At 47.4% G+C, this 17,072-nt stretch carries 14 protein-coding genes and 1 other annotated feature; of the genes, 2 read left to right on the forward strand and 12 right to left on the reverse strand.

Annotated elements, in window-relative coordinates; all coding sequences use genetic code 11:
- Window positions 1-9: 9 nt before the first annotated feature.
- Window positions 10-1,299, reverse strand: a complete 1,290-nt coding sequence (locus KJS52_RS12510) for an ABC transporter substrate-binding protein (protein ID WP_213515537.1) — start codon at window positions 1,297-1,299, stop codon at window positions 10-12.
- Window positions 1,300-1,312: 13 nt separating this feature from the next.
- A complete protein-coding gene (locus KJS52_RS12515) occupies window positions 1,313-2,191 on the reverse strand; it encodes an AraC family transcriptional regulator (RefSeq protein ID WP_246563488.1) in 879 nt (292 codons plus the stop codon).
- A gap of 258 nt (window positions 2,192-2,449) precedes the next feature.
- On the opposite strand from KJS52_RS12515, the gene KJS52_RS12520 reads away from it, so the two are divergent.
- Window positions 2,450-3,415, forward strand: coding sequence for an ATP-binding protein (locus KJS52_RS12520; RefSeq protein ID WP_213515539.1), 966 nt, complete (start codon window positions 2,450-2,452; stop codon window positions 3,413-3,415).
- Between the two features lie 26 nt (window positions 3,416-3,441).
- Window positions 3,442-4,323 carry a tetratricopeptide repeat protein gene (locus tag KJS52_RS12525; RefSeq protein WP_213515541.1) on the forward strand — a complete coding sequence of 294 codons (882 nt, stop codon included), beginning with the start codon at window positions 3,442-3,444 and terminating at the stop codon, window positions 4,321-4,323.
- A 61-nt stretch (window positions 4,324-4,384) separates the two neighbouring features.
- Here the strand turns inward: KJS52_RS12525 and KJS52_RS12530 are convergent, their stop codons facing one another.
- From KJS52_RS12530 to KJS52_RS12575, 10 genes are all read right to left on the reverse strand, one after another.
- Complete coding sequence (locus tag KJS52_RS12530) at window positions 4,385-5,698, reverse strand: replication-associated recombination protein A (protein WP_213515543.1); 1,314 nt, start codon at window positions 5,696-5,698, stop codon at window positions 4,385-4,387.
- Window positions 5,699-5,730: 32 nt separating this feature from the next.
- Complete coding sequence (locus KJS52_RS12535) at window positions 5,731-6,564, reverse strand: class I SAM-dependent methyltransferase (RefSeq protein WP_213515544.1); 834 nt, start codon at window positions 6,562-6,564, stop codon at window positions 5,731-5,733.
- A 185-nt stretch (window positions 6,565-6,749) separates the two neighbouring features.
- Window positions 6,750-7,487: a tRNA threonylcarbamoyladenosine dehydratase gene (locus tag KJS52_RS12540; RefSeq protein WP_213515546.1), complete on the reverse strand. Its 738-nt coding sequence runs from the start codon at window positions 7,485-7,487 to the stop codon at window positions 6,750-6,752.
- A gap of 29 nt (window positions 7,488-7,516) precedes the next feature.
- Window positions 7,517-9,322 carry an aspartate--tRNA ligase gene (gene aspS / locus KJS52_RS12545; protein ID WP_213516152.1) on the reverse strand — a complete coding sequence of 602 codons (1,806 nt, stop codon included), beginning with the start codon at window positions 9,320-9,322 and terminating at the stop codon, window positions 7,517-7,519.
- A 53-nt stretch (window positions 9,323-9,375) separates the two neighbouring features.
- Window positions 9,376-10,620, reverse strand: coding sequence for a histidine--tRNA ligase (gene hisS / locus KJS52_RS12550; protein ID WP_213515548.1), 1,245 nt, complete (start codon window positions 10,618-10,620; stop codon window positions 9,376-9,378).
- A gap of 102 nt (window positions 10,621-10,722) precedes the next feature.
- Window positions 10,723-10,960: a binding site (T-box leader), on the reverse strand.
- A 229-nt stretch (window positions 10,961-11,189) separates the two neighbouring features.
- Window positions 11,190-11,633 (reverse strand): D-aminoacyl-tRNA deacylase, encoded by a 444-nt coding sequence (dtd, locus tag KJS52_RS12555; RefSeq protein WP_213515550.1) that lies wholly within the window; start codon window positions 11,631-11,633, stop codon window positions 11,190-11,192.
- Window positions 11,634-11,647: 14 nt separating this feature from the next.
- Window positions 11,648-13,834, reverse strand: a complete 2,187-nt coding sequence (locus KJS52_RS12560) for a RelA/SpoT family protein (protein WP_213515552.1) — start codon at window positions 13,832-13,834, stop codon at window positions 11,648-11,650.
- Between the two features lie 223 nt (window positions 13,835-14,057).
- On the reverse strand, window positions 14,058-14,585 hold the full coding sequence (locus KJS52_RS12565) for an adenine phosphoribosyltransferase (RefSeq protein WP_213515554.1): 528 nt from the start codon (window positions 14,583-14,585) through the stop codon (window positions 14,058-14,060).
- Between the two features lie 39 nt (window positions 14,586-14,624).
- Window positions 14,625-16,628: a single-stranded-DNA-specific exonuclease RecJ gene (recJ, locus tag KJS52_RS12570; RefSeq protein WP_213515556.1), complete on the reverse strand. Its 2,004-nt coding sequence runs from the start codon at window positions 16,626-16,628 to the stop codon at window positions 14,625-14,627.
- Window positions 16,629-16,655: 27 nt separating this feature from the next.
- Window positions 16,656-17,048 (reverse strand): cation transporter dimerization domain-containing protein, encoded by a 393-nt coding sequence (locus KJS52_RS12575; RefSeq protein WP_213515558.1) that lies wholly within the window; start codon window positions 17,046-17,048, stop codon window positions 16,656-16,658.
- Between the last annotated feature and the right edge of the window lie 24 nt (window positions 17,049-17,072).

The raw sequence follows: 17,072 nt of genomic DNA on the forward strand, positions 1-17,072 counted from the left end.
TTAATCGTCTTACTTGGTATCTTCGATTGCTTCATTAATCAGCTCTGCAATTTCATCGAGCATTTGCTGTGATGTTTTGCCGTCTGCAATTACATCGGAAAGCCCTTCCTTCAAATCAGTGCTGAACTTCGGTACAATGTCCTGCTTGGACCAGTCCTCTGCTGCTGCCGGAACAGTATTGTTCAGCTCATCGGCAAACAGTGCGAACATTTCCTTGCCAAATTCATAGTTCAAATCAGCGCTATCCTTGCGCGGACTCATAAACAGTGATTTCTCGTTGAATTTGGAGTTGACTTCCTTGCTGGACAAGTAAGAAATAAAGTTTGCTGCTTCTTCCTCAACGCCAGATTTTTGGAACGCCATTACAAACTTGCCGCCCGGAACAGAGGAACGGTTTGTACCGATTGGCATGTACGTTACGCCCCATTCAAAATCAGTAATATCTTTATAGTTGCTAATCATCCAGTTACCAGACAAATGAGCCGCTGTTTTTCCGGTACGGAACAGATTGTTAGGATTTTCGCCGCCAAGCCATACAGAGGTCGGAATAACGCCTTCGTCATGCATTTTCTTGAAGTAGTCGACTGCTTTAACGCCTGCTTCGTTATTGATTGTTGCAGCAGTGCCGTCGCTATTCATCATGCTGCCGCCCAACTGATAAAGCAGAGTTGACCAGCGATGCGGCGTGAAGTCCCATACCAAGCCGTATTGAGCATCAGACTTGTTTAACACCGTTTTCAAAGCTTCATTGAATTCATCCCATGTCCAAATATCATCGCTCGACTGTGGAACCTCAACGCCAGCCTGATCGAACAGCGTCTTGTTGTACATAATGCCGTTAGCGGTTACATCCATCGGTGAAGCCACTACTTTATTGTCAACGACATAATACGGCTTAATCGAATCCAGGAATTGTGAAGTGAAGCCGTCTACTCCACCAAGCTTTTCCGCCAAGTCAACAGCTTGAGAAGAAAAAGCTCCGATTTCTGAAGTACTGATGCGTGCCAATGCTGGCGGCTTGCCGCCACTGATCATCGTTTTCAGCTTGGTAGGCAAGTCACTGTAAGCGACTTCAATTAGCTCAATATCAACATGGCTGTTTTCAGCTTCATAATCCGCAATAATTTCCTTCATTACTTCGCCTTCAACGCCATCTGAAAACCATACAAAATCAAGCTTTGTCTTCTTCTTGCCTGAATCTCCGCTGTTAACGCTTTCATTAGAGCCGCATGCAGCTAACAGCAAGCTTAAAATTAAAGTGCTTAGCAATACAAACATCGCTTTAGAATTCTTTTTCATATGCTTCATCCCCTTATTTGTTGTTTATTGCCTTGCGAAATGCTTGTGGCGACATGCCAGCATACTGCTTAAAGGTTCTACTAAAATGAATCGTAGAGTTAAAGCCGAGCTGCTCGCTTAACGCTGAAATCGTTTCGCCACTTTCAAGCAGCAGCCTTTTAGCTTCATCAACACGCTTGCGCATCATATAGCTGTTAATCGTATAGCCTGTAATTTCCTTAAAGCAATGGCACATATAGTATTTACTTAAATGCAGCTGCGAAGCCATCGTATCGAGACTTTCATTGCTCTTGTATACTTGATTGACATATTGCAAAATGCGCTGCACCGTCAACTGGCTATTGGAAAGCTGCATCGATGGCGTAATTTCCATCAAATATTTGGACTTGCGATAAACATGTACAAGCAATTGTGTCAGCAACGATTTAAGCATGTATTGGTAGCCGAAAAACTCTCTCTGATTTTCATTATGAAGCGCTTTAAAATATCTGCCGATTTCTTCTCTCTCTTCCGGCAGCCAGTGCAGATGAAAACCATTTGGATTATCGAATACTTTCATAATTTTTTCATACAATTCATTAGACAATTCCTGTTTAATAAATTCAGGCGTAAAATTAATATAGCTCCTAACATACTTCACTTCATTGCTTGGATTAACTCTGTGAATCACGTCCCCTCGAAATAGCAGCATATCCCCTGGCTGTAGATCATAGATAGCATCACCGATAATATAATTGGCTTGGCCTTGTATAAAGTAATAAATCTCCAGCCCTCTATGCGTGTGAAGCGGCCAGTTATACTGCCAATCCTCTGCTTGATCCCTGACATAGATCCTGTTATTATCAAGCGCAATATTTGTCGGTGTATGAATCATTAGTGATATTAAAATCACCCCCGATTTGTGAGAAATATCATTGTTATCAGCATAATTTTTAATTCACTCAAAATATTAACACGTTTTTGTCACAATATATGCACGAAAATTGTTACTTACTTAACAAATATTGCTGAAAACTATATTGAAATTGTAATTATTTTTTCAAAATGGAACGACAGCAGGCTACAAACAAAATCTACCAAAAGCTCTTGTTATGCGATATCATTTATTACATGTGGCTGGTTATTAACAATTTTGGAGGTATAAACTTCTATGACTGATTACGATGGATTCGATGAACTTAGCGAACGAAGAAGACAAAAGCTAAAGCTATTACGCTTTGATCAAGATCAACAGGATCTTGTTATTACTGAAAAACCGAAGGAAACCTTTGAGGATGTCGGTGGATTAGAGGACGTGAAGAAAAAGGTCCGACTCAATTTTATCCTGCCAATTAAGCAGCCTGAGGTGTTTGCGGCATACGGCAAGGAGGTTGGAGGCAGCATCCTGCTATTTGGCCCTCCAGGCTGCGGCAAAACCTTTCTTGCTCGCTCCATAGCAGGTGAGATCGATGCTAATTTCCTGCATATCGAGCTGCAAGCGATTTTATCCATGTACGTCGGGCAAAGCGAGGTTAATTTGCATGATCTGTTCGAACGCGCTCGCGAAAACAAGCCTTGTGTCGTGTTTATTGATGAGCTCGATGCAATGGGCGGCAGCCGCAACCAAATGCGCCAGCATCATGATCGCATGCTCGTAAATCAGCTGCTGCTGGAGCTGGACGGCATACAAGCGCATAACAGCGGCGTTTTCGTTATTGGCGCAACTAATACACCGTGGTATATTGACTCTGCGCTGCGGCGTCCTGGCCGCTTTAATCATATGATGTTTGTACAGCCTCCCGCTGAACAGGAGCGCGAAACGATCCTGCGCTTAAAGCTGGCGAACAAGCCTGTTGGCAAGCTCGATTTAGGGCAAATTGCCAAGCATACGAAATACTTCTCGGGAGCAGATCTTGAGCAGCTTGTGCGCGATGCCGTAGAACGGGCGCTTGAGCGCACGCTTGAAACCGGCGAGATCCAGCCTGTTGAGCAAGCAGATTTGCTGCAAGCAGCGAAGCGCCGCAAGGCGACCACCCTAGAATGGTTCTCAACTGCGAAAAACTATGCAACCTTCAGTGATCAAAATGGCGATTATGAAGGAATTTTGACCTATATGAAAAGCAATGGCCTGAAATAAGGCGGATTGAAGGCTGGGAGGAGCATATGGAACTGCCTGAACTGAACATCATTACCATTTCGAGAGTACATCAGCTGATCGAATGGAAACGGTATAAAGAAGCATTGGAAGAGGCAAAGAAGGTGATTCAGGAAGACCCTGAATATTCCGAGGGCTATGCGATTACTGCACTTATTTACTATCATTTAGATGAATACGACAAAGCGCTTTATTGGTGCGATGAAGCGCTGCGGCGCGATCCGGAAAATTTACAGGCCTGGTATGTAAAAACGATTACTTATTATGATATGGAAAGCTGGAAGCAATTCGATGCAACGGTCGAAGATGCGATCGCGCTTGATCCCGAGGAAGCAGCCTACTATTTTCTCAAAGCCAATCGGGAGCAAACGCGCAGCAATTTCAAGCAGGCGAAGGAGCTAATGCTGACCGCACTGGAAATAGCGCCGGACTATGCGGTCTACTTGGCGAATTTAAGCTATATTGAAGCGCTGCTTGGCAACTTTGCTGCTTCAAAAGAGCTGGAGGAAGAAGCGCTCAGACATGAAGTAGAATCGAAGCATGTCTATTTGTACTTAAGCTGGGCAGCAGATAAGCGCGGAGATGATCAGAGCCAGCTGCTCTATCTTAAAAATGCGATTCAGCTAGACCCGGATAATGAACAAATACGCAGTGAATATTTGGAGGGATTGCAAAAAACGTATCTTTTTTACCGCATCGTGCTCGCTCCCTCCAAGCTGTTGAAAAAGCTGAAGCCTTGGCAAATTTTATTAAGCTGGGCAATTGCCTGGTTTTTGTTCAAGCCGCTGATCCTTATTTTTCTAGTCGTATACGTGCTTGCTTACTGGAGCAGCAAGCTGCTTGTGCATGTTAAGGTTTACGGCTGGAGATTTGGACGTCCCAAAGGATGAAGGCAGGCCAATCTATGAAACATATACAGCAAAGGAGCAAAGCCGCCTGCTAAAGGCGGCTTTATTTCTGTCTTCTTCGCTTTTCCTGATTAATCGCGATTTTTGCTTCTGCTCCCTGCTCTGTTGCTTTATACAGCTCGACATTAGCAATTCGATCAGGAAAGTACTGCTGCTTCACATAATGATTCGGGAAGTCATGCGGATATTGATAGCCTTTATGGCCAAGCTGCTCGGCGCCTTTATAATGGGTATCGCGCAAATGATGCGGCACCTCGTCAACGCCAAACTGTTCAATCAACTGATAGGCTTTGCCAATCGCCAATGCTGCGGCATTGGACTTCGGACTTTCTACCGCAAACAAAATCGCTTGCGTAATATTGTATTTCGCTTCCGGCCAGCCTATTTTATGATAGGCGTCCATCGCCGTTACCGCCTGCACCATAGCCTGCGGGTTGGCAAGGCCAATATCCTCGCTGCAAGCTACAATTAAACGGCGCAAAAAGGTCATCGGGTCCATTCCAAGCTTTTCTACTGCATACAGAAACCAAAACAATGCCGCATCGCTGGAACCGCGAATGCTCTTGTGAAATGCGGACAGCACATCATATTGCATGGACGTATCTGCGCGAATCGTGCGCTTGCGGATCGATTCCTGAGCGATTTCCAGCGTAATATGGACGGTGCCGTCCTGCTGTGAGCTTGTCGTTACAGCAGCGAGCTCCAGCGCATTTAGCGCGCGCCGTATATCCCCGCCTGCCATCAATGCCAAATGCTCAAGCGCTTCCTCATCCACCTGCAGCTTCATAAAGCCCAAGCCGCGCCCCGCATCGCGCAGCGCCCGTTCCATAGCCAGCTTGGCATGCTTAGGCTCCAATGGCTCCAGCTGAAATAAAGTAGAGCGAGACATTAACGCTCCGTTCACATGGTGAAACGGATTTTCTGTCGTTGCCCCTATAAAAATAATAATTCCCTGCTCCACTGCAGGCAGCAGCGCATCCTGACGCGATGTATTGAAGCGATGCACCTCGTCAAGGAACAGTATGGTCCGCTTCCCATACAGCGCTTTATTGTTCTTCGCTCGTTCTATTACCTCGCGCACATCCTTGACCGAAGCATCGACCGCATTCAAACGAACGAACTCTGCCTTTGTATGATTCGATATAATATTAGCCAGCGTTGTTTTGCCGCAGCCAGGAGGCCCGTACAGCAAAATCGAGCTGATTTGATCGCTTTCAATTGCTCGCCGCAGCAGCTTGCCTGGTCCAACAATATGCTCCTGTCCAATATATTCATCCAAGGCTTGCGGACGCATGCGGTCAGCCAAAAGCTTGTGCTGTGCGGATGGCTGTTCATCATCCATTGTAAATAAATCCATTGCTTCACATCCTCCATCATGCAAAGGGCGTGCTAATTCAGGCTGCCCCAATATACATCGGTACGGTAAATCATCATCACCTCACCAGCCTGCTCATATCGAGCAATCAGCTCGTGAATATCGCGGATAAAGGCATCGTAGCGCGAATCCTGCTCTGTCAGGCTGAACGAGGAAGAAAAAATTCTACCCAGCAGTCCGTCAAGATCAAGTCTTTGCTCATAGGCAAAGCTTGCAAGTGTCGGCTGCTTGCCGCCGTAAAATGGAGCCAGCGTTAGCACGCTCATTTGCTTATGCTTAACCTGGCTGTATTGCTCGCCATACTTCATAAATAGCGCATCATATGCCTTCATAAATGGTGAAGCCTCGAGATCGCGCTGATTCCAAAGCAGTGCAACCTTGCCCTGCGGCACGAGCACTCTTGCAAACTCTGTCCGAGCCAGCTCAGCATCAAACCAGTGGAACGACTGGGCACAGACAATCCCGTCCACGCTAGCAGCGGCTAATCCCGTTGCCTCTGCAGCTCCCGCGACAACGGTTAACTGGCCGCGCTCATTATGTTTTGGCTCATTATGTTCTTGCTTGTTGCTTTTTGGCTCGTTGCTTTGCTCGTCAGCATTATACTGCTGCCCCAGCCTCGCAAGCAGCTCCTGGCGCATATCATTATTGGGCTCCACAGCAACAACATTATACCCTTGCTCCAGCAGCAAGTCAGTAAATATGCCTGTTCCCGCTCCTATATCTGCCAGCCTTTCATGCCCGCTCCAGCCAACGTTAAGCTTCAAGTAAGCAATAAGCTGCGGCGGATAGCTTGGCCGATGCCTGCTATATGTTTTCGAGCGTCCTGAAAAGCGTTCAGTCGACCGCATCGCCATCACTCCTCATTCCCGTTCATTGTATTCAAGCTCATTACTGCTATTGTACAGGAGTTGCCATGCTTCGTCCATGATACTGCAAATGTGAAAAGGACTACTTGAGCCAGCAAGACGATAAGGTCAAGCCTGCTCAAATAGTCCTTCATTGTTCTGCTAATTTAACGTCCTCTCATTTCAGCCTATTCCAGCAAATCCTTGACGACCGCACTCACCATGACAAGTCCGGCAACACTAGGAACAAATGCATTGCTGGAAGGCGGCTGCTGCGCCTTGCGAATTTCCGGCGCATTTTCCGGAACGATGCGCTGCGTTACATCCTCACGCGGCTTGATCGGCTCCTCATCAGAGAAAACGACCTTGACGCCTTTTTTAATCCCTTCCTTGCGCAGCTTCGTTCTGACGACGCGGGCAATTGGATCAGTATGCGTTTTGGATATATCGGCCACTCTAAAGCGCGTTGGGTCCATTTTATTGGCTGCTCCCATGCTCGAGATGATCGGGATATTGCGCTTTAAGCACTCCTTAATCAGATGCACCTTGTAAATGATTGTGTCCGAGGCGTCGACTACATAGTCGAGCTTATACTCGAACAGCTTTTCATACGTTTCCTCCGTATAAAACATCCGCAAGGCAATCGCATCACATTCAGGATTGATCAGCTTGATTCGCTCACGCATCAGCTCTGCCTTCGGCTGACCGATCGTCGTCGTTAGCGCGTGAATTTGCCGATTAATATTGGTAATGTCTACAACATCCTTGTCGATCAAAATAATGCGTCCGACTCCCGTTCTTGCCAATGCCTCGGCAGCTAAAGAGCCGACACCGCCAATGCCTAGTACAGCAACGGTGCTGTTCCTCATTTTTTCCAGACCCTCAGGACCAATGGCCAGCTCCGTACGAGAAAATTGATGTAGCATGCTGCTCGATCTCCCTTCCGCGTACTAGTTTATTCAGCTTCAGCCGCGACAGCTTGTACCGCTGCAGCAGGCTTCGGCTTTACAACCGTACGAATATGAAGCTGCTCAAGCTGAGACAATTCTACCTCAGACGGCGCGTCACTCATCAAATCTGTCGCGCTTGCTGTTTTCGGGAACGCAATCGTTTCACGCAGGTTCGTGCGTCCAGCCAACAACATAATGAGACGGTCAAAGCCAAATGCGATACCGCCATGCGGTGGCGTACCGTAATCGAAAGCATCGAGCAGGAAGCCGAACTTCTCATACGCTTCCTCCATCGTAAAGCCAAGCGCCTTGAACATTTTTTCTTGAACATCGCGCTTGTAAATCCGCATAGAACCGCCGCCTACTTCATAGCCGTTCAATACGAGGTCATACGCTTGCGCGCGAATTTGTCCAGGGTCTGTATCGAAATATGCCAGATCATCCTCATTCGGGCGAGTGAACGGATGATGCTCAGCTACATAGCGCTTCGCTTCCTCGTCGTAGCCAAGCAATGGGAAGTCGACAACCCAGGCAAATTTGAACTCGGATTCGTTAATCAGGTTCAGCTCTTTACCAAGCTTCAAGCGCAGGTTGCCAAGCACGTCCGCCACGACTTTAGGCTTATCTGCCGAGAAGGTTAACAGATCGCCTTCCTCAACATTAAGACGCTCAGTCAAAGCCGCGATTTCTTCTTCCTTCAGGAATTTAACGATCGGACCTCTCCATTCGCCATCCTTCACTTGAATCCATGCCAAGCCTTTACCGCCATAGCGCGCCGCAAACGGCTGCAGATCATCAAGCTCTTTACGGCTCCAGCTTGCACAGCCTTTAGCATTAAGCGCCTTGACCACGCCGCCTTTGGAAGCGACAGTAGCAAACACCTTTACATCGCTGCTGGCAACAATATCGGTAATATCTTCAATTTCCAGACCAAAGCGCAGATCCGGTTTGTCAGAGCCGTATTTGTTCATTGCATCCTTATACGTAATGCGCTGGAACGGCAGCTGCAGCTCTACGCCAACTGTCTCGCGCAGCAGCTTCGCCATAAGCTGCTCCATCATCGCAAGCAATTGATCCTGCGACAGGAATGAAGTCTCGATATCGACCTGTGTAAACTCAGGCTGGCGATCAGCACGTAGATCCTCATCGCGGAAGCAGCGCGCGATTTGATAATAGCGCTCAATACCGCCTACCATTAACAGCTGCTTGAAAATTTGCGGAGATTGCGGCAGCGCGAAAAATTCTCCTTCATGCACACGGGAAGGCACAAGATAGTCGCGTGCTCCTTCAGGCGTGCTTTTTGTCAAAATCGGCGTTTCGATTTCAGTAAATTCGTTTTGATCCAAAAAGTCACGGAAAATTTTAGCCGCTTTCGAGCGAAGCTGAAGAGTTTTCAGCATTTCTGGACGACGAAGATCCAAATAACGATATTTCAAGCGAATCGACTCATCAACCTCAATGCCGTCTTCAATCGCAAATGGCGGGGTTTTAGCCGCATTCATTACTTCGATCTCGGTTACGCGAACTTCAATTTTTCCAGTAAACAGGTTGTCGTTGAACGTTTCAGGATCACGTTCTACAACAGTACCCTTCACCGCAAGCACATATTCATTGCGCACACGGTCAGCAATTTCAAGCGCTTCTCCGGAAAAATCAGGGTTGAATACGATTTGCACAATTCCTGTACGGTCGCGCAAATCAATGAACAGCACGCCGCCAAGATCGCGACGGCGCTGTACCCAACCGTTCAAAATAACTTCCTTGCCTACATCAGCGAGCGACAATGTGCCGCAGCTTGTTGTTCTTAACATCGTCATTGTATTTCCCTCTTTTCATTATGATCGTTGCAAGTTTCAGTCACGCCCTAGGACAGCGCCACGGCAAGCTCCGTTAATTTGACGGTTCTTTGCTCACCTGTCGCCATTTCCTTCAGCGTAATTTCGCCATTGGTAAGCTCATCCTCGCCCAAAATCGCAGTAAATCTCGCCTGCATGCGGTCAGCTGATTTCATTTGCGCCTTCATCTTGCGTCCTTGATAATCGCGCTCGGCGCGCAGTCCAGCATTGCGCAGCTCATAAACGAGCTTGGTTACTTCTCTGTCAGCCGCTTCCCCTAGCGCAATCATATAAACATCGAGCTGATGCAGCTGAGGAATTTCCGTTTGCTGGTGCTCAAGCAGCATAATGGTACGCTCCAGCCCCAAGCCAAAGCCTACGCCTGGCTGATCAGGACCGCCAATATCTGCAACAAGCCCATTGTAACGGCCGCCACCGCCAACGGTATCAATTGCGCCAATTCCTTCTGCCTTGAATTCAAACGCGGTATGCGTATAATAGTCGAGGCCGCGAACAAGGCGGTGATTGATTTCAAATGGAATGCCCATATCAGTTAAATGCTGCTTCACCTTACTGAAATGCTGCTCGCACTCTTCATCAAGACTGTCCAAAATTGAAGGTGCATCGGTAAATTGATGCTGATCCACCTTGCAATCAAGCACGCGCAGTGGATTGCGCTCCATTCGGCTTTGGCAGTCCTTGCAAAGCTGGTCGCGTTTTGGCGTCAAATAAGCAAGCAGCTTCTCGCGGAAAGCAGCACGTACCTCCGGCGTGCCCACCGAATTGATTTCAACGCGTACGCCCTTCAAGCCAACCTCAGTGTAAAACGTATAGCCAAGCGCTATAACCTCAGCATCCAGAGCCGGGTCTACAGCACCTACCGCTTCCACACCAAATTGATTGAACTGGCGGTAGCGTCCAGCCTGAGCCCGCTCATAACGGAACATTGGCCCAATATAGTACAGCTTGGAAACATCAGGCTCGCCATAAAGCTTATTTTCTACATAAGCGCGCATAACGCCAGCTGTGCCTTCCGGGCGCAGCGTCAGCTTGCGTTCGCCGCGATCGATAAAATTATACGTTTCCTTCTCTACAATATCGGTTGTTTCGCCAACACCGCGATGGAACAGCTCCGTAGACTCAAACATCGGTGTGCGAATTTCTCTGAAATTATAGCGGCGGCAAATATCTCGAGCTTTCTCTTCAACATATTGCCATCTCTCTACAACTCCAGGCAAAATATCCTGTGTCCCAGGAGATCGTTGGAACGACATAGCAAAACCTCCTTCATCTCATCCAATAATTAGCTGAACTGCTTATCCTCTATCGTGCCGGCTGCAGCAACAAAAAAACTCCCGCCCCTTTTGACTGCTGCCAAAAGGGACGAGAGTATCAGCTCCCGTGGTACCACCCACATTTCGAATAATCAACTATTCGCTCATTGACGTGTATCGCCCGTTACGCGCACAAAACTAATAGCACATCTGTCGATGTCGTTCATTTTATGTTCTCAAGGATGTTATTCACTCAATCGTTGCTAAGATGCTTGCAGCCAAAGGCATCTCTCTCTGTCAGCACGGTTGCTGAGCTACTTCTTCCCATCATGGAATAACTATTCAATTGTATCTGGTAAATAATTTTACTGTCCCGCACTCGTAAAGTCAAGACAATACGTACCGTCATTCTCTATATTTAGACAGAAAAAAACCTGCGGCATCTCCACAGGCTAACATCATTATATAATTAAAAAGGGGGTCGAGTATTATTATAGGCCGACGATGTTAACGTAATATTATCATATTATTACAATCAGATTACAAAAAAGAAAGCGCTCCCTCAGCGCTTATGCTTTGCTATCTACAATTAACGTTACTGGTCCATCGTTTACGAGCTGAACGTCCATCATCGCCCCAAATTGACCCGTTTCGACAACTAGCCCTTTTGCTTTCAATAGCTCATTGAATTGCAGATACGAGCGTTCTGCTTGCTCTGGACGCGCAGCGTCCATAAAGTTAGGGCGTCTTCCTTTACGACAGTCACCGTACAAGGTGAACTGGGAAACAGATAAAATTTGTCCACCTGCTTCAACAACATCGATATTCATTTTGCCTTGCTCGTCCTCAAAAATGCGCAAGCCGGCCAGCTTGTCCGCCATCCACTTCAAATCTTGCTCGGTGTCTTCATGGGTAATGCCGACCAGCAGCACCAGGCCGTGGGAAATCGCACCAATTTGCTTGCCGTCCACGGACACGCTTGCTGCTTTGCTACGCTGTACAACAACCTTCACAGTTATAGTCTCCCTTATTGCATAATTCGATGTACGGAGTAAATATCTTTAATTTGCTTGATTTTCTCAACGACTTTATTTAAATGCTCCGTATTGCTGATTAGCACAGTCATATGAATAACCGCCATTTTATTTTTAGCAGTACGTCCTGAAACGGCGCTAATATTCGTTTTTGTTTCTGATACTGCCTGCAGCACCTCATTTAACAGACCACGGCGATCACTTCCTGTAATTTCTATATCTACGCTGTAATTAGCGCTGCTTGAAGCCGCCCATTCTACCTCAATGACGCGATCAACTTCCTCATTATCCGTTCCGAATGGAATGTTCTGGCAGTCCATGCGATGCACAGATACTCCCCGACCGCGCGTAATATAACCAATGATTGAATCTCCTGGCACTGGATTGCAGCAACGAGCAAAGCGAACAAGCAAATTATCGACGCCTTTTACTTTAATGCCATTGTTATTATTTTTATTATGATGGGTGCTCGAGCTGCTTTTAATTTCCGTTACTTCCTTGGTCAGCTCGATTTGATTGGCTTCCTCCTGCTCACGGCGCAGCTTTTCAGTCAGCTTCGTTACAATTTGCGCCGCAGTAATGCCGGAAAACCCGATTGCCGCCATCATATCCTCAATATCGTTAAAGGTAAATTTGGCAGCGGCCTCCTGAAGCTTGTCATCGGTCATCCAGACATGCGGCTCCAGTCCCAGTCGCTTAAGCTCGCGCTCGATTAGCTCGCGGCCCTTGGCAACGTTCTCCTCGCGCTTTTCTTTTTTGAACCATTGCTTGATTTTGCTGCGCGCATGTGAGGACTGTGCAATTTTCAACCAGTCCGAGCTCGGTCCATAGGAATGCTTGGAGGTTAGAATTTCTACAATATCTCCGGTTTTCAGCTTATGATCTAGCGGCACGATGCGGCCATTGACCTTCGCCCCAATCGTGCGATTGCCAACCTCGGTATGAATGCGATAAGCAAAATCGAGCGGCACAGAGCCCGCGGGCAGCTCAAACACTTCGCCTTTAGGCGTAAACACGAAAACAAGATCGGAGAAAAAGTCCATTTTCAACGATTCCATAAATTCTGCGGCATTGCTAGTTTCTTGCTGCAGCTCCAATATTTCACGGAACCACGTCATTTTATCGCCAAAGCTCGCATCTGGAACAAGATTCCCTTCCTTGTATGCCCAATGGGCGGCAATCCCGTATTCGCTCGTACGATGCATTTCCCATGTACGAATTTGCACCTCTGTCGGCTCTCCATTTGGCCCAATTACCGTCGTATGCAAGGATTGGTACATATTCGCTTTAGGCATCGCAATATAGTCTTTAAAGCGGCCTGGCATCGGCTTCCATAGCGTATGAATAATGCCCAGTGTCGCGTAGCAGTCTTTAATATTTTCCACGATAACGCGTATTGCAAATAAATCATAGATTTCACTAAACTGCTTATTGCGTGTCGTCATTTTTTGATAGACGCTATACAAATGCTTCGGACGACCGGATATATCGCCTTCAATGCCCATTTCCGCCAGCTTTTCACGGATCATGCCAACAACATTTTCAATAAATGCTTCCCGCTCCACCCGCTTCTTCTTCATCAAATTGGCGATACGGTAATATTGCTGCGGGTTCAAATAGCGCAGTGCAATATCTTCCATTTCCCATTTAATTGCAGAAATACCGAGTCGATGCGCAATCGGACAAAAAATTTCCAGCGTTTCATATGCGATTCTGCGCTGCGATTCCTCAGATTGATATTTAAGCGTACGCATATTGTGCAGGCGGTCTGCAAGCTTAATAATAATGACCCTAATATCTTGCGCCATCGCGACAAACATTTTTCGATAGTTTTCGTTTTGCTGCTCCTCACGCGACTGGAAGCGAATTTTCTCCAGCTTCGTCAAGCCGTCGACCAGCATCGCGCATGTTTCGCCAAATTTATCTCGAACGGTTTGCAAATCAACCGTGGTATCCTCTACGACATCATGCAGCAGTGCAGTTACGATTGAGATTACATCCAGGTGCATATCAAGCACGATATCAGCTACTGCAAGCGGATGAAGGATATATGGCTCTCCTGATTTACGTATCTGCCCCTTATGAGCCTGATCAGCAAAATCATAGGCTTCTCTAATCAGCATGAGATCTTGCTCTTTCATATAAACGGATGCTTTCCCAATTAATTGCTCAATGCCCATGATCCATTTTCCCTTTCCAAGCTATACATTCACTTTTCCGAACTTAAAGTATTTTCTAATTATTATGCCTGTAAACGGCACGTCACGTCAATGTTCGATTATGAAAAAACGATTGTGCTATGCCACATAAAGTAAAATAACGGTAAAAAAACAGACCGTTACATATGCACGTTGAACGCTTCAAGCGCATATGTAATCGGTCTTTCTATCCATTTATCGGCAATTAGTACGTTACAAGCGAATGTACCTCGATGCCTTCAAATTTCTTTCTGCCTTGCAGCTCCTCCAGCTCAATCAAGAAAGCAGCGCCGACGATCACGCCGCCCAGCTTCTGAACAAGCTCTACCACTGTAGCAATTGTACCGCCAGTCGCCAGCAAGTCATCCGCAATAAGCACGCGTTGACCCGGCACTATTGCATCCTTATGCATCGCAAGCTGATCCGAGCCGTATTCCAACGAATAGGAAGCGCTAATCGTTTCGCCGGGCAGCTTGCCGCTCTTTCTTACAGGAACAAAGCCAACACCAAGCTCAAGCGCAAGCGGCGCGCCAATAACAAAGCCGCGCGCTTCCGGACCTGCAATAAGATCAATCTGATATTTTTCAACCATGCTGCGCAGCTCTTGAATCGCTGCCCGGTATGCTTGGCCATCCTTAAGCAAAGTCGTTATATCTTTAAACGAAATGCCTGGTGTCGGAAAATCCTCGATTACTCGAATATAGTCTTTAAAATTAAGTGATGCGTTGGTCAACACGTTCAATCCTTTCTATGCCATTTCCTTTATTTCTGGCTAGTTGGCTTCAAACTGCAGCCACGCGCGGTGATAACAGGATGAGCTGGTCAGCTCTCTCTTTTGCGGCGCGGCTACAGCCTCAATATGCGATGAATGAGTCGTAATAAAATTAAGCTCTTCAAATACATCTATTATTAGTTGAATCTCAGCGTTCCCTAGCCCGCTAATCGCCTTTAAGCGTTCAACTAAGCCTGCTCGCGATAACGAGCCCTGCTTACGAATGTACTGATAAATGATACCAAATTGTTCTCGTGAAGGGAATACTTTTATTCGATCTTTTTCGACATGCATATCATAGAGCTGCAATTGCGGCTTGCGCAACGAGTTCCACTCGTTAATGGAAAGCTCGCCGACAACCTGCAGCCGATCGTTTTGCTGCAGCAAGCGTTCATATTCCCCCATGCCAAAGCCAATCACATCGAGGACATGCTCGCGATCCTTAAGCTGAAGCTTTAGGTGCTTGCCATCCTTGCCGATCGCTTTCCATTCGCGCAGCGCTGCTCCTCTGATCAGCACGCGCGGCGACGGATTGCTCATGCCAAACGGCTCCAGCAGCGAAAGCTGCGAAATGGTTTCCAATGTTATTTCAGACAGCTCGCAGGCCAAATCGATGGTCAGCTTAGGAATCCAGTCATCCTCCGTCAGCCACTGCTTGGCAAGCTCGCTCAATCTTGACTCCAGCTCGGCCAGCTTCGCTACTTCAACAGTCATGCCTGCTGCTGCCTGATGTCCGCCGTAATGCAACAGCAACTCCTCGCACTCGGTAAGCGCGGCATGCAAATCAAAGTTTTCTATAGATCGTGCCGAGCCTTTTGCTGTACCTGTCTCCTCATCGATTCCGAACACAAGCACAGGCTTGTAGTGACGCTCCAGCAGCTTGGAGGCGACTATGCCAATTACGCCAACGTTCCAGCCTGCTCCTGCCACGACGATGACATGCGGCTCAGCCTGGTTGCTGTCAGCTGCCTGCTTTAGCTTATTTTGCCATTGCAGCTCTGCTTCTATAACCATATCCTCAACAATTTGCTGGCGCTCTTTATTCAAATGATCTAGCTCAGCGGCAAGCTGTGCCGCCTCCTGCTCATTTGTTGTAGTCAGCAGCTGCACAGCAAGTCGCGCATGCTTCAAGCGGCCGGCCGCATTGATGCGCGGTGCAAGCCCAAAGCCAACCTTTGTTGCAGACAGCTCGTCGATGCTTACGCCACTAGCTTCCGCCAGTGCATTGAAGCCGATATGCTCTCCTTTGCGCAGCTGTGCCAAGCCGCATGAGACGAGCACACGATTTTCACCTTCCAGCGGCATAAGATCTGCTATTGTGCCTAAGGCTACAATGCCGCTCCATTCCATCGGCGGAGCTTCAAGCAGCGCAGTTGCCAGTTTAAAAGCAACCCCTACTCCCGCAAGTCCCTTAAATGGATATGTACAATGCTCCTGCTTCGGATTCACGACTGCAGCCGCCTCGGGCAGCTGCTCCGGCGGCTCGTGATGATCCGTTACAACAACATCAATGCCAAGCGAAGCAGCATACTGCACTTCCTCGTATGCACTAATCCCCGTATCTACGGTAACGATTAGCTGAACGCCATCCTGCTTCGCTTTATCTATCGCTGCTTTATTCAGACCATAACCTTCCAGCATGCGGTGAGGAATATAATAATCAAAATTCAGTCCAAGACGTTCAAACGTATAATAGAGCAGCGAGGTGCTGGAAACCCCATCTGCATCATAATCTCCATATATTCTTACCTGCTCTGCATGCTCCAGCGCTCGCTTGATTCTGGCAACCGCTGCGCTCATTCCGGCAAGCTGGTAAGGATCATGCAGCATGGCGGTCGTTCCATTCAAAAAAGCTTCTATGCTTTCCTGATCACGGTAGCCTCGTTGGATGAGCAGCTTCGTTACAAGCCTTGGTATGCCAAGCTGACTGCTCAGCCTTTGCGCCAATTGCTCATATTGTTCCGACCAAGACGCAAGCTGCCAACGCGTTTTACGTTCTATCATCTCGAAAGCCCCTTTCGCTGCGTAAAACTATTGCAAAATCGTTGTCATCTCCTCTTGGGAGCTTGTGTCATTGCTTTTGTAAGGATATTCCGGCACAAATGGCTTTACATAAATAACTGCATCGCTAAGATGAGTAAAGCGATGCATGAGCAGCCAACGAACGCGCTGCGCAATTTCATGTCCTTCCTGTACCGTAATTCTCGGATTAACATTGATCGTTAAGGTGGCTACCACATAATGTCCTTGCTCGCGAGCCTCGCATGCTTCCACTGCAATGACGCCATTGATGCGAAGAACAACATTTTTAATATCGTCACTCTTCTCCAGACGTCCAGCTTCGTTGGCAGTACGCTGCTTGCCGCGAAAAAACTGTTTAAGACGCTGCAGTATGCCTTTTCCCTTATCAACATCAGTAGACATAGTATCCTCCTAGACATAAATTAC

Origin of the sequence: Paenibacillus montaniterrae (assembly GCF_018403185.1) — a bacterium.
In the GTDB taxonomy this organism is placed as follows: Bacteria; Bacillota; Bacilli; order Paenibacillales; family Paenibacillaceae; genus Pristimantibacillus; species Pristimantibacillus montaniterrae.